Raw genomic sequence first — 12,875 nt, forward strand, 5'->3', positions numbered from 1 at the left:
GTTCATCCGCGTGCCGTTCCCGCTGCTGGTTCTGTTGACCCGTCCGGTCGCGCCGCTTACGGCAGCGGCACGCGCTGCAGCAACTCGGCCACCAGGCGTTCGCCGTCCCAGCCTTCGGCGGTGGCTTCGTAGCTGGGCAGGATGCGATGGCGCAGCACGTCCGGCGCGACGGCGCGCACGTCGTCCGGCGTGACGAAATCGCGCCCGGCCAGCCACGCATGCGCACGCGCGCAACGCTCCAGCGCGATCGAACCGCGCGGGCTTGCGCCCCACGCGATGCGACGTGCCAGCGCTTCGTCGTAGCGCGCGGCATCGCGCGAGGCCAGGACGAGTTCGACCAGATAGCGCTCCACGACCGGCGCCAGGTGCAGGTCGAGCACGGCATTGCGCGCGGCGAATACGTTCTCCATCGACATGCGTTCGATGGCGGGCGCGACGTGCTGCGTCGCCTGGCGCGCGCGGTCGCGGGCGAGGCGGAGGATTTCGGTCTCGGCCGCCGCCTGCGGGTAGCCGATGCGCACGTACATCAGGAAGCGGTCGAGCTGCGCCTCCGGCAGCGGGAACGTGCCTTCCTGCTCGATCGGGTTCTGCGTGGCCATGACCAGGAACAGCGGCGGCAGCGCGTAGGTCGCGCGGCCGACGGTGACCTGCCGCTCGCCCATCGCTTCCAGCAGCGCGGACTGGACCTTGGCGGGCGCGCGGTTGATCTCGTCGGCCAGGAGGATGGGGTGGAAGATCGGGCCGGCCTGAAACTCGAAGCGGCCTTCCTGCGGGCGCCACACTTCGGTGCCGGTGAGGTCGGCGGGCAGCAGGTCGGGGGTGAACTGGACGCGAGCGAAGTCGGCCTCCAGGCGCGCGGCCAGGGCGCGGATCGCGCTGGTCTTGGCCAGGCCCGGGGCGCCTTCCACCAGCAGGTGGCCGTCGGCCAGCAGGGCGATGAGCAACCGGTTGATGAGGGCCGCCTGGCCGACGATCTCGGCCGATAGCGCCTCGCGCAGGGCGCGGAAGGCGTCGTGCAGGCGGGGCAGATCGTCGCTACGGCGGTCCATGGCGGTCTCGGTGGGGGATCGGGGCCAGTTTGACCGAAGTCGGCGGTGGAGGTTCACGGCCCGGGCAGTCCATTCAGCCACGAAAAGCGAAAGGGCCCCGGAGGGGCCCTTGGGGTACTGCTTGCGCCCGTGTCATGGGGCAGGTCGCGCCAGTGTCGTTGTCGGTGCCGGTACCGCGCGGCACCGGCTTCGACAACCTCGTGGCTGCCATCCATGGCGAAGCGTTACGGGCTTCGGATCGCCCGGCCCGACCCTCCGTGGTCGGTCGTTCGGCAGGCCACGCGGCAGTGCCGCGTTAGCACCGGCTTCGACAACCTCGTGGCTGCCATCCATGGCGAATCGTTGCGGGCTTCGGATCGCCCGGCCCGACCCTCCGTGGTCGGTCGTTCGGCAGGCCACGCGGCAGTGCCGCGTTAGCACCGGCTTCGACAACCTCGTGGCTGCCATCCATGGCGAAGCGTTGCGGGCTTCGGATCGCCCGGCCCGACCCTCCGTGGTCGGTCGTTCGGCAGGCCACGCGGCAGTGCCGCGTTAGCGGCCTGCCTCACCCCCGCTGTTCGACCTTCATCACCTTCGGGGTGACCATGATCAGCAGTTCAGCCTTGTCCTTGCTGCGACCCTTCTTCTTGAACAAAGTGCCCAGGAAGGGGATGTCGCCCAGGAACGGCACCTTCGAGATGTCGCTGCGATCACGGAACTCGTACACGCCGCCGATGACCACGGTCTGCCCGTCCTCGACCAGCACGGCGGTGTTGACCTCGCGCTTGGCGATGGTCGGCACCTGGCCGATGGAGGTGTCGACGAACCCTTCGACCTCGTCCTTCTTGACGTTCATGTTCAGGAACACGCGGCCGTCGTGGGTGATGGTCGGGGTGACCTTCAGCTCCAGCAGCACGTCCTTGAACTGCACGTTCGGGATCGGAATCGTGGTGCTGCCCTGCGACGGCGAGATCGTCACGTAGCCCACTTCCTGGCCCTGGCGGATCACCGCCTCGCGCTGGTTGCTGGTGACGATGCGCGGGTTGGAGATCACTTCGCCGCGGCCTTCTTCCTGCATCGCCGACAGCTCGACGTCCAGCGCGTAGCCGGCATTGAGGATCTGCAACGCCACCGAACCGGCCGGGTTCAGCACGCCCAGGTTGCTCATCGGCCCCTTGAACAGCGTCGGGATGTCACCCGACTGGCTGGCCTCGGCGAGCGAGCCACGCGTGGCGTCGTTGTTCTCGATGGTGTCGTTGAAGAAGTACTTGCCGTCCTTCGTGCCGGCGATGCCGAAGCGCGCACCGAGCTCGCGGGCGAAGGTGTCCTGCGCGATGACGACGCGGCCTTCGATCAGCACCTGGTCGACCGGGCGGTCGATCACGTGGATCAGCTGCTTCATCTCCGCGACCTTCTTCGGGATGTCGCTGATCATCAGCGTGTTGGTGCGTTCGTCGGCGACCAGGCGACCACGCGGCGAGAGGAAGCCGCTGTCGGTGCTGCTCGAACCGCTGTTCTGGCCGCCGCCGGTGTTGCCGCCGATGCCCTTGGCCTCGGTCAGCGCCTTATAGATCTGCGCGGCGTTGTGGTAGTTGATCTGGATGTACTCGGTGGACAGGTCGACGCGGTTGTCCAGCGCGATGCGCGCGTCTTCCTTGTCCTGCTCGTACTTGGCAATCTCGGCCTGCGGGGCGACCCACACGACGTTGCCGCTGCGGCGCTTGTCCAGGCCCTTGGCCTGCAGGACGATGTCCAGCGCCTGGTCCCACGGCACATTGGTCAGGCGCAGCGTGACGTTGCCGCTGACGGTGTCGGCGGCGACCACGTTCAGGCCCGATTCCTCGGCGATCAGCTGCAGGACGGTGCGCACTGGCACGTCCTGGAAGTTGAACGTCACCGGGCGGCCGGCGTAGTTGCGCACGCCGCCTGCGGCGGCGGTCGTCTTGCCGGTGGTCGACTGGCCGACGGCGCGGCCGTTGGCGGCGCCGGTGCGCGGCACGATCTCGACGATGTATTCGCGACCGGTCTGGTACGCCATCGACTCGAAGTTGCCGCTCATGTCGAGCACGAGCTGCGTCCCCGCGCCGGAGTTGCGCGCGTCGATGCGCTGCACCGGCGTGGCAAAGTCGACCACGTTGAGCGGCTTGCGCAGCGAGTCGGGCAACTTGGCGTTGCCGACGTTGACGACGACGCTCTGGCCCTGATTGCGCAGGTCCGGAGAGGCGCCGTCGCCGCTGAACTTCACGACCAGGCGGCCGGAGCCGTCACTGCCGCGCTTGAAGTCGATGTTGGACACCTCGACGGTGCCCGGCAGCTGCTTGGCCGGGTCCAGGCTTGCCGGCGGCGCGACGACCGCCGGAGCGGCGGCCGGTGCGGGCGTGGCGGCGTGGACGGCGCTGACGGCGGCGATGGCGCCGATCAGCAGGCCGATCGACCCACTGCGCAGCAGGGGGCGACGGTCAGCGCGTGCGCTTAGGCTACCCGGTTCAAAAACGGTCATCGTGCATTCCCCCAGAATCTTATTGATCTTCCAACGCGACCGTGGCCGGACGCTCCAACCATCCACCCGCGCCATCCGGTACCAGTTCCACCAGCTCGATGCGGTCTTCGAACACGCCGGTCACGCGACCGTCGCTTTGCCCCAGATAATTCCCCGCGGTCACGCGGTAGGTCACCTTGTCCGGTGCCATCACCAGCGCGATCACGCCATTCCCCTTGCCCAGCGTGCCGACCATGTCGAGGCTGTCGAGCGGAAACTGCTCCAGCGTCTGCTTGCGGCGACCGGCGTCCGGACGCGGACCGTTGCCGCCGCCGTCGTCGGTGAAGGCCGTGCTGAACGGATCACGCAGCGCGTAGGCGTTGTATTCGAACGTCTCGAACTGCTGCATTACCGGCAGCGGATCCAGCGGCGGCGCAGGACGCGCCTTGACCTCGGCGATCCACTTTTCCAGGTTGGGCGCCTCGCCCGGCGTGCTGGTGATGCCGCGCGAGCACGCGGCCAGACCGAGCGCCAGCGCGATCGCCGTCATGGCGCGCACAGGCGATGCGCCTTCACGGTTAAGGATTGCGCGCATCTCAGGCCCCTCCCTTCTTGCCGTCCGAGGCAGCCGCGGCCTCTTCCTGCTTCTGGACTTCTTCCTCGTCGAGGTAGCGGTAGGTCTTCACCGTGCCGGCCAGCTCGAGCGGGCTGTTGGGCGTGATCGCCTCGCCTTCCTTGCCGCGCGGCTTCAGCGAGATGTCGTGCATGGTCATGATGACCACGCGCGGCAGCGATGCCACGCCGCTGACGAAACCGCCGAACTGGTGGTAGCTGCCGATCATGCGCAGCGCGATCGGCTTCTCGGCGTAGAACTCCTTGGGTTCTTCGGCGCCGGGCTGGAACAGTTCGTTGGTGATGCCGGTGGCCAGCGCCGTCTGCGAGATGTCGACGATCAGGTCGGGCATTTCGGTCTTGCTGGGCAGCTGGCGCAGCATCTGCTGGAGCTGCTGTTCCATCTGGGCCAGCTGCTGGCGCAGCGGTTCCAGGTTGGCGGCCTTGCCCTGTTCCTTCTCGTACTCGGCGCGCAGCGTGGCTTCCTGCGCTTCGAGCCCTTCCAGTTCGCTGCGCTTGTCGCTGACGAACAGGTACCAGGCCAGGCCCACGATCACCACGACGATCACCGCGCACAGGCCGATCTTGGCCTGCTGCGGCCAGCCGCCGATGTTGTTGAAGTCCAGCTCGTTGAGCTTGATCGATTTCTTCTTGCTCATGACGCCGCTCCCTTGGCCGGCGTGGCATTCGGCGCCGGAGGCGCAGTGGCGGGCGTTGCGGCCGGGGTCGCGGCCGGCGCCGGCGCGGCAGCGCCGGACGGCGTGACGGGCGTGGTCACCGGCGTGCCGGCAGCCGGTGCGGCACCTGCGGTGGCGGCTTCGCCCGACTGGGCGATCTGCGCTGCCGGTGCGACCGGCGCGTCAGGCACGCCGTCGCCGTCCTCGTCCTTCGGTGCGTTCGGATTGGCCAGCTTGACCTGCAACTTGAACTGGTACGGCAGGCCCTTGTCGCCACCCTTGGCTTCGATGATCGACAGGTCCGGATTGGTCATCCAGCCCGAGCCTTCGAGGTTGCGCATGTAGGTACTGACGCGGGCGTTGGACTGCGCGCGGCCTTCCAGCGTGAGCGTCTCGTTGTCCTGCTTGATCGAGGTCAGCACCGCGCCGTCGGGGATCGTGCGCACCAGCGAATCGAACAAGTGCACCATCTGCGAGCGGTTCGCCTGCAGCTTCTCGATCACTTCCTTGCGCGCCAGCAGCTTGGCCTTCTTCTCTTCGAGCTGCTTGATCTCCTCGTTCTTCTTCTTGACCTCGGCGATCTGGTCCTGGAGGAACGTGTTGCGCTCGTTCTGGCCGTCGATCTGGCCGTTGTAGTAGCTGACGATGATGAACGACAGCAGGAGCGCGCCGATGGCCGCCGCGCCGAGCATCAGCCCGGTTTCCTTCTGCCGCTGCTTGCGGCGCTCTTCGCGCCACGGGAGGAGGTTGATGCGTGCCATCAGTCGAAGCTCCTCAGGGCGAGACCGCAGGCGATCATCAGCGCCGGTGCGTCCTGGGCCAAAGCATGTGCCTGCACGCGCGGCCCGAGGGTCATGTGGGCGAGCGGGTTGGCGATGGTGGTCGGCACGCCGAGCTGCTCCTCGACCATCTCGGCGATGCCGGCGATGGAGGCGCAACCGCCGGCCAGCACGATCTGGTCGACGCGGTTGAACTCGCTGCCGGCGTAGAAGAACTGCAGCAGGCGGCTGATCTGCTGGACCATCGCCTCCTTGAAGGGCTCCAGGACTTCGGCTTCGTAGCTCTCCGGCAGTCCGCCCTGGCGCTTGGCCAGACCGGCTTCCTCGTAGCTCAGGCCGTAGCGGCGCATGACTTCGTCGGTGAGCTGCTTGCCGCCGAACACCTGCTCGCGGGCGTACAGGCTGCGGCCGTTGCGAAGCACGTTGAGCGTGGTCATCGTCGCGCCGGAATCGACCAGGGCGACCAGGCCATCGCGCGGACCGCCGAGCTGGTCGGCGACCAGCGCGAAGGCGTTCTCCAGCGCGAAGGCTTCAACGTCCATCACCTTCGGGGTGAGGCCGCCGATCTCCAGCGCCGAGGCGCGCACTTCCACGTTCTCCGAACGTGAGGCGGCGAGCAGGACCTGCAGCATGTCCGGGCTGCCGGGCATCGGGCCCAGCACCTCGAAATCGTGATTGACTTCCTCGATGGGGTACGGGACGTAGTTCACCGCCTCCAGCTCGACCTGCGACTCCAGGTCGTCGTCATCCAGGTCGCCCGGCATCGGGATGACCTTGGTGATGACCGACGAGCCGGCCACGGCGGCGGCGGCGTGCTTGGCCCGCGTGCCCGACCGCGCAACGGCGCGCCGGATCGCCTCGCCCACGGCCTCGACCTCGACGATGCTCTTCTCGACGACGGCGTTCGGCGGCAGCGGTTCGACCGCGTAATGCTCGACGCGGTAGCGGTTGCCGGCCCGGGAGAGCTGCAACAGCTTTACGGCAGTCGAACTGATGTCCACGCCGACGACTGCCGGCTGGCTTTTTGTGACGATCCCCACGATATTCTCCCCTTGTCACAGGCGCTTACATGCGCTTCGTGTGACCCCGCTTTAAATAACCAAGTTTGCACAGGCTGGCAACCTTTTCATTCGGAATTGCCTTACTGCGTCACTTTCCAACCTGCCGCGGCGCCCCTCGGGTGGGTCGATCCGTCCCCCGGATCCCCGGTGTGCCACCGCTAAAATTCCCTATCCCCGGCTCCTCTATACTCCACGCCCACTACACCCGCAATCGGAATCTGCTTGATGCCCCGTTTACGCCGCCTGCTGCGCTGGGCGCTGTTCGCGCTGGCCGGCCTGGCCCTGCTTGGCGCCATTGCGCTGGGCACTTTGTACTACCTGGTCGCCCCCAAGCTGCCTGACGTGGAGACCCTTCGCGCGGTCGAAATGCAGGAGCCGATGTACGTCTACGCCAAGGACGGTCGCCTGATGGCGCTGTTCGGCGAGACCCGCCGCTACCCCGTTTCCATCCAGGACGTCCCCGAGCGCCTGAAGCAGGCTTTCCTCGCCATCGAGGACGCGCGCTTCTACAAGCACCACGGCGTGGACTTCAAGGGCGTGGCGCGTGCGGTGTGGCTGATCGCCACCACCGATGCCAAGCGCGTGCCGGGCGGCTCGACGATCACCCAGCAGGTCGCGCGCCAGTTCTTCCTCAGCAACGAATACAGCTACACGCGCAAGCTGGCCGAGATGCTCACGGCGATGCGCATGGAGCGTGAGCTGAGCAAGGACGAGATCTTCGAGCTGTACTTGAACAAGAGCTTCTTCGGCAACCGCGCCTACGGCGTCGGCGCGGCGGCGGAGTTCTATTACGGCAAGAAGCTGGGCGAGCTTTCGCTGGACGAAATGGCGTCGCTTGCCGGCATTCCGAAGTTCCCGTCCAGCGGCAATCCGCTGAGCAATCCCGAACGCGCGAAAGTGCGTCGCGACTACATCCTCGATCGCATGGTGGAGCTGAAGTACATCAGCCCCGACGAAGCGGCGCAGGCCAAGGCCGTGCCGATGCACGCCACGCCGCACGAGCGGCCGGTTGAGGTCTACGCGCCGTACGTGGCGGAGATGGTGCGCCAGGAGATGGTCGCCCGCTTCGGCAACGAAGCCCTGACCAAGGGCTACCACGTCACCACCACCATCGATCCGGTGCTGCAGACCGCGGCCGACAAGGCGGTGCGCGACGGCCTGGCGGTGTACGACCGTCGCCACGGCTGGCACGGCGTCGAACAGCATTTCGACCTCGCCCCGAACGAGGACGCTGCCACCGTGCGCGCGCGCCTGCGCAACGTTCCGGCGCAGGCCGCCCTGCAGCCGGCGATCGTGCTGGGCGTGAGCGGCAGCCAGGTGCAGTTGGTGCTGGCCGACGGCACGCCGGTCGAGCTGGGCGGCGATCAGGGTTGGGGCGGCCGCGCGCCGGCCAGCCTGGTCAAGCGCGGCGATCTGGTGCGCGTGAGCCGCATCGAACCGGCCAATCCGCCCAAGCCGGGCGAGGTTCCGCCGCCGGCGCGCTACCGCCTGGACCAGGTGCCGCAGGCACAGGCCGCGCTGGTTTCGCTGGAACCGTCCAACGGTGCGCTGCGCGCCCTGTCCGGCGGTTACAGCTACGCCGGCGCCAAGTTCAACCGCGCCACGCAGGCACGCCGCCAGCCGGGCTCGAGCTTCAAGCCGTTCGTCTACGCGGCCTCGTTCGAACGCGGCTTCAACCCGGCTTCGGTGGTGCTGGATGCGCCGGTAGTGTTCAAGGACCGTCGCGGCCACATCTGGCGCCCGCAGAACGACACCGGCAACTTCGCCGGCCCCATGCGCCTGCGCGAGGCGATGGTGCAGTCGCGCAACCTGGTCTCGGTGCGCCTGCTCGACGCCATCGGCGTGGACTACGCGCGCAAGTACATCAGCCACTTCGGTTTCGACGAAGCCGAGCTGCCGCCGAACCTGTCGATGTCGCTGGGCACCGCCTCGCTCACGCCGCTGTCGGTGGCGCGCGGTTTCGCCGCGTTCGCCAATGGCGGCTTCCGCATCACGCCGTGGTTCATCGACGAAGTGAAGGACCGCGAGGGCGCGGTGGTGTTCAAGGAAAAGCCGGCCGTGGCCTGCCCGGAATGCGGCACGGCCGGCGGCGTCAGCCGCGCGGTGCAGAACACCGCCGTGGTCGACGGCTTCAACCTTGGCCCGACCGCATCGGGCACGCCGGAACAGAAGCCGGAAGCACCGAAGGACGAGCCGAAGAAGCCGGCCATCGACACCAGCAACATGGTGCTCGCGCCGCGCGCGATCGACGGCCGCATCGCCTACCAGATCGTCTCGATGCTGCGCGACGTGGTGAAGCGCGGTACGGGCACGCCGGCGAAGGTGCTCGAACGCGACGACATCGGCGGCAAGACCGGTTCGACCAACGACCACCGCGACGCGTGGTTTTCCGGTGTGGGCGGCCCGTACGTCACCACGGTCTGGGTGGGCCGCGACAACTACAAGTCGCTGGGCTACCGCGAATACGGCGGCAAGGCCGCGCTGCCGATCTGGATCGACTACATGCGCGTGGCACTGAAGGACCAGCCGCTGGCGGCGAACGATCCGCCGGAGGGCATGATCAAGGTCTCGGTGTCGGGCAACGGCGCGCTGATCCCGGGGGGCGAAGGTGGCATCGTCGAGTGGGTCAAGGCCGAGGACCTGGACCGCATGCAGACCTATGTCGACTACGGCCCGCAGGAAGCCGCGCCGGCCGAAGAAGCCTTCGACATCTTCTGACGCTTTCGCGCCATCCGCGACACACGAAAACGCCGGGCCCTGCCCGGCGTTTTTCGTATGCCGGGGGCCGGATGGCCGGCGTTCATGCAGCAGGCGCCGCATCCACGTTTCCGACACGCCACGCGGCGTAACGTCCGGGCCCAAAGAAACATGCTAGTTTCGCCGTGCCGGTGATACCGGCCGCGGCGAAATCCCGCCGTCGTGCCAGCCGCGGAGGTTCTCATGCCCCACGACCGACAGCACGCTCATCAGCATGCACTCACGCGTACCCGCGAACGCCGGCACCGTCTCGCCAACGAAGCCGCCCGCCTGATGGCCGAAGGTGGCATTCGCGATTACCACCAGGCCAAGCTCAAGGCCGCCGAGCGACTGGGCATCTTCGACGACGCATCGCTGCCGCGTAACCGCGAGATCGAAGATGCGTTGCGCGAGTACCAGCGCCTGTTCCAGCGCGAGAACGTGCCCGCGCTGCGCCACCGGCGCGAGGCCGCGCTGCGCGCGATGGAGTTCTTCCGGCAGTTCCAGCCGCGCCTGGTCGGCACAGTGCTCGATGGCACCGCCGACACGCGAAGCCCGGTCGCGTTGCACCTTTTCAGCGACGACCCGGATGCGGCGCCACGCTATCTCGAACAGCACGGCATTCCGGCCGAGGCGCGCAGCCGCCGCCTGCGGCTGGATCGGGAGCGCGTGGCCGAAGTGCCGGTCTGGGTATTCACCGCCGAGGATCTGGCCTTCGACCTCACCATCCTGCCGCTGGATGGCCTGCGCCAGGCACCGCTGTCGAACACCGACGAGAAGCCGATGAAGCGCGCCAGCGCTGCGCAACTGCGGGAGCTGCTCGCGCAGGAAGAAATCCTGGGCTACGAGGCCGGAAACGACGCGTCGCGCTGAAGGTCAGCGCGACGGTTCGATCGCGCGGGCCCGTCGCGCACGTCGGTCCGTATCGGCGCCGAAGACGTTGAGCTCGATCACCACGAAGGCAACCAGCCACAGCAACGCATCCCAGGTATCGAGCCACGCGGCACGCGGGTCGTCATCGCCGAAGCCCATCACGGCCCAGGTCAGTAGGAATCCGACCAGCGCCAGGTACAGCGCCGCGGCGGCCATGCGGCGCAGCCGGTGCAGGCGCATGGCGTTCGGCGGCAGGCGGACTTCCAGCTCCAGCAGCGCGACCACGCCGAGCCAGGTCATTTCATTGAAGAAGTCCAGCCACACGCGCTCCAGCGCGTAGCCGGCCACGGCGACGACGACCGCCGCGCTCGCCAGCAGGCGGACGCCGTGCAGCGCCGGCACCCAGCGCGCGGGGAGCCGCCAGCCGCCGGTTTCCCATTCGAACAAGAGCAGCAGGACCAGCCACGCGGCGGTGTCGATCAGCTCGGTGAGGCGGCCGTAGCGTGCGTACAGCGCGACGTCGAGGGCCAGCAGCGCGTAGATCGTCCATTTGAATACGACGAAGCCGCGGCGGGGCCGCGGCTTCGAAGGTGTGTCGGCGCGGACGCCGGCCACGCGTAGACCTCAGCGCTTGCCGAAATCGACGTAGTCGCGCTGCGCCGAACCGGTGTAGATCTGGCGCGGGCGACCGATGCGGTTTTCCGGATCGTTCTGCTGTTCCAGCCAGTGCGAGACCCAGCCGGCGGTGCGGGCGATGGCGAACATCACGGTGAACATCTCCACCGGAATGCCCAGCGCCTTGTAGATGATGCCGGAGTAGAAGTCGACGTTCGGGTAGAGCTTGCGCTGCACGAAGTACTCGTCCTTCAGCGCGGCCTCTTCCAGCTTCATCGCCACTTCGAGCAGCGGGTCGTTGATGCCCAGCTCGCCCAGCACCTTGTGGGTCATCTCGCGGATGATCTTGGCGCGCGGGTCGAAGTTCTTGTAGACGCGGTGGCCGAAGCCCATCAGGCGGAAGCCCGATTCCTTGTCCTTCGCCTTGGCGATGGCGGAATTGACGTTCTCCGGACGGCCGATCTCTTCCAGCATCTTCAGCACGGCTTCGTTGGCACCGCCGTGCGCCGGGCCCCACAGCGCGGCGACGCCGGCGGCGACGCTCACGTACGGGTTGGCGCCGGTGGAACCGACCAGACGCACGGTCGAGGTCGAGGCGTTCTGCTCGTGATCGGCGTGCAGGATGAAGAGCAGGTCCATCGCCTTGGCGGCGACCGGACTCAGCTCCAGCGGCTCGCTCGGCACTTCCTTCAGCATGTGCAGGAAGCGCGTGGTGTATTCGAGGTTGTTGCGCGGGTAGCGGATCGGCCAGCCGATGGAATAGCGGTAGCAGGCGGCGGCGATCGTCGGCACCTTGGCGATCAGGCGGATCGCGGCCAGACGGCGCTGTTCCGGATCCTCGAGGTCGAGATCGTTGTGGTAGAAGCTCGCCAGCGAACCGAGCATGCCGGTCAGCATCGCCATCGGGTGGGCGTCGTGGCGGAAGCCGTACAGGAAGGTGCGGAAGGCCTCGTGCATCATCGTGTGATGCGTGACCTCGTGCTCGAACGCGGAGAACTCGTCCTTGTTCGGCAGCTCACCGTTCATGAGCAGGTAGGCGACTTCGAGGAAGTTGGACTTCTCGGCCAGCTGCTCGATCGGGTAGCCGCGGTACAGCAGCACGCCGGCGTCGCCGTCGATGTAGGTGATCGCCGACTTGCAGCTGGCGGTGGCACCGAAACCGGGGTCGTAGGTGAAGCAGCCGGTTTCCTTGGTCAGCTTGGCGATGTCGATGCACGGCGTGCCGAGCGTCGGATACTGGACCGGAAGGGTGGCGCTCTTGTCGCCGGCGGTCAGGGTGACCTGGTCGAAGCCAGGTTTGGTCGAATCGGACACGAAACACTCCTCATGTCAGCATGCCGGCGGAGCGGGCCGCGGCAGGAGGCGGGGACGGGGTTCGCGGGCAGGGCCGCGAACCGTGAATTATCGCACAACGTCCCCGAGCGCTGACTCGGACTTTGGTGGCAGGCGCCTCGGGCGGCGGGCCGGACCATTCCACGAATGGAACCGCCAGAAACCGAAAAATCTGACCAGGCCGAGCGGGTCCGCGAGAGGACGCCCGGATACGCCAACGGCTGCCTTTCGGCAGCCGTCAGGGACTCTTCCGGGCAGGTATTACTCCGCGTCGCCGACATGCGCCCAGGCATGCCAACTTTCGCGAAAACACCGGAAACGCCAACGGCCGCCTTTCGGCAGCCGTCGGGGATCGCTTAGCGGCGCGAATCGCGTGATGCGATTGCGACGCGGCAGAAATCGGGAAGGACCGCGCCTGAGCGCGGACCGAACCTTACTTCTGCGCGTAGCGCTTGCGGAACTTGTCGACGCGACCGCTGGTGTCGACGATCTTGTGCTTGCCCGTGTAGAACGGATGCGAAGCAGAGCTGATATCGACCTTGATCAGCGGGTACTCGTTACCGTCTTCCCACTTGATCGTCTCCTTGCTGCCAAGGGTCGAACGCGTCAGGAACTGGAAGTCGGTGGTGACGTCCTGGAAAATGACGTCGCGGTAGTCGGGATGGATGCCGGCCTTCATGGCA

Annotated in this window: 11 protein-coding genes; 2 read left to right on the top strand and 9 right to left on the bottom strand. The window is 67.3% G+C overall.

Annotated features, from left to right (window positions below):
- Positions 1–56 precede the first annotated feature (56 nt).
- The 6 genes from JI752_RS11790 to JI752_RS11815 all read right to left on the bottom strand — a co-directional run bounded on the left by JI752_RS11790 (position 57) and on the right by JI752_RS11815 (position 6,615).
- Positions 57–1,049 (bottom strand): MoxR family ATPase, encoded by a 993-nt coding sequence (locus JI752_RS11790; protein WP_216964062.1) that lies wholly within the window; start codon positions 1,047–1,049, stop codon positions 57–59.
- A gap of 544 nt (positions 1,050–1,593) precedes the next feature.
- Positions 1,594–3,528, bottom strand: a complete 1,935-nt coding sequence (locus tag JI752_RS11795; RefSeq protein ID WP_216964064.1) for a type IV pilus secretin PilQ family protein — start codon at positions 3,526–3,528, stop codon at positions 1,594–1,596.
- Between the two features lie 19 nt (positions 3,529–3,547).
- Positions 3,548–4,102 (bottom strand): pilus assembly protein PilP, encoded by a 555-nt coding sequence (locus tag JI752_RS11800; RefSeq protein ID WP_216964066.1) that lies wholly within the window; start codon positions 4,100–4,102, stop codon positions 3,548–3,550.
- A 1-nt stretch (position 4,103) separates the two neighbouring features.
- On the bottom strand, positions 4,104–4,778 hold the full coding sequence (gene pilO, locus JI752_RS11805; protein WP_216964067.1) for a type 4a pilus biogenesis protein PilO: 675 nt from the start codon (positions 4,776–4,778) through the stop codon (positions 4,104–4,106).
- Positions 4,775–5,557: a PilN domain-containing protein gene (locus JI752_RS11810; protein WP_216964069.1), complete on the bottom strand. Its 783-nt coding sequence runs from the start codon at positions 5,555–5,557 to the stop codon at positions 4,775–4,777. Before JI752_RS11810 ends, pilO begins: the two co-directional genes overlap by 4 nt.
- The gene (locus tag JI752_RS11815; RefSeq protein WP_216964071.1) at positions 5,557–6,615 is read right to left on the bottom strand and encodes a pilus assembly protein PilM; all 1,059 of its coding nucleotides are present in this window, start codon (positions 6,613–6,615) and stop codon (positions 5,557–5,559) included. The genes JI752_RS11810 and JI752_RS11815 overlap by 1 nt, the downstream gene beginning before the upstream one ends.
- A gap of 246 nt (positions 6,616–6,861) precedes the next feature.
- Here JI752_RS11815 and JI752_RS11820 point away from each other — a divergent pair, with 246 nt between their 5' ends.
- Positions 6,862–9,354: a penicillin-binding protein 1A gene (locus JI752_RS11820; protein ID WP_216964072.1), complete on the top strand. Its 2,493-nt coding sequence runs from the start codon at positions 6,862–6,864 to the stop codon at positions 9,352–9,354.
- 222 nt (positions 9,355–9,576) lie between these two features.
- Positions 9,577–10,245, top strand: coding sequence for a hypothetical protein (locus tag JI752_RS11825; RefSeq protein WP_216964074.1), 669 nt, complete (start codon positions 9,577–9,579; stop codon positions 10,243–10,245).
- Between the two features lie 3 nt (positions 10,246–10,248).
- Here JI752_RS11825 and JI752_RS11830 read toward each other — a convergent pair whose 3' ends face one another.
- The 3 genes from JI752_RS11830 to JI752_RS11840 form a co-directional block, all read right to left on the bottom strand.
- Positions 10,249–10,860 carry a hypothetical protein gene (locus JI752_RS11830; protein ID WP_216964076.1) on the bottom strand — a complete coding sequence of 204 codons (612 nt, stop codon included), beginning with the start codon at positions 10,858–10,860 and terminating at the stop codon, positions 10,249–10,251.
- 9 nt (positions 10,861–10,869) lie between these two features.
- Positions 10,870–12,174: a citrate synthase gene (locus tag JI752_RS11835; protein ID WP_216964084.1), complete on the bottom strand. Its 1,305-nt coding sequence runs from the start codon at positions 12,172–12,174 to the stop codon at positions 10,870–10,872.
- Positions 12,175–12,625: 451 nt separating this feature from the next.
- Entirely contained in the window at positions 12,626–12,871 is a 246-nt protein-coding gene (locus JI752_RS11840) for a type B 50S ribosomal protein L31 (RefSeq protein WP_216964337.1), read from the bottom strand.
- Positions 12,872–12,875 lie beyond the last annotated feature (4 nt).

Origin of the sequence: Lysobacter sp. MMG2 (genome assembly GCF_016735495.2) — a bacterium.
Taxonomy (GTDB): Bacteria; Pseudomonadota; Gammaproteobacteria; order Xanthomonadales; family Xanthomonadaceae; genus Lysobacter_J.

Bases quoted from the DNA above. Each gene is read 5' to 3' on its own strand.
- JI752_RS11810 (WP_216964069.1), bottom strand. From the start codon at position 5,557: ATGGCACGCATCAACCTCCTCCCGTGGCGCGAAGAGCGCCGCAAGCAG.
- JI752_RS11820 (WP_216964072.1), top strand. From the start codon at position 6,862: ATGCCCCGTTTACGCCGCCTGCTGCGCTGGGCGCTGTTCGCGCTGGCC.
- JI752_RS11825 (WP_216964074.1), top strand. From the start codon at position 9,577: ATGCCCCACGACCGACAGCACGCTCATCAGCATGCACTCACGCGTACC.
- pilO (WP_216964067.1), bottom strand. From the start codon at position 4,778: ATGAGCAAGAAGAAATCGATCAAGCTCAACGAGCTGGACTTCAACAAC.
- JI752_RS11795 (WP_216964064.1), bottom strand. From the start codon at position 3,528: ATGACCGTTTTTGAACCGGGTAGCCTAAGCGCACGCGCTGACCGTCGC.
- JI752_RS11790 (WP_216964062.1), bottom strand. From the start codon at position 1,049: ATGGACCGCCGTAGCGACGATCTGCCCCGCCTGCACGACGCCTTCCGC.
- JI752_RS11800 (WP_216964066.1), bottom strand. From the start codon at position 4,102: ATGCGCGCAATCCTTAACCGTGAAGGCGCATCGCCTGTGCGCGCCATG.
- JI752_RS11840 (WP_216964337.1), bottom strand. From the start codon at position 12,871: ATGAAGGCCGGCATCCATCCCGACTACCGCGACGTCATTTTCCAGGAC.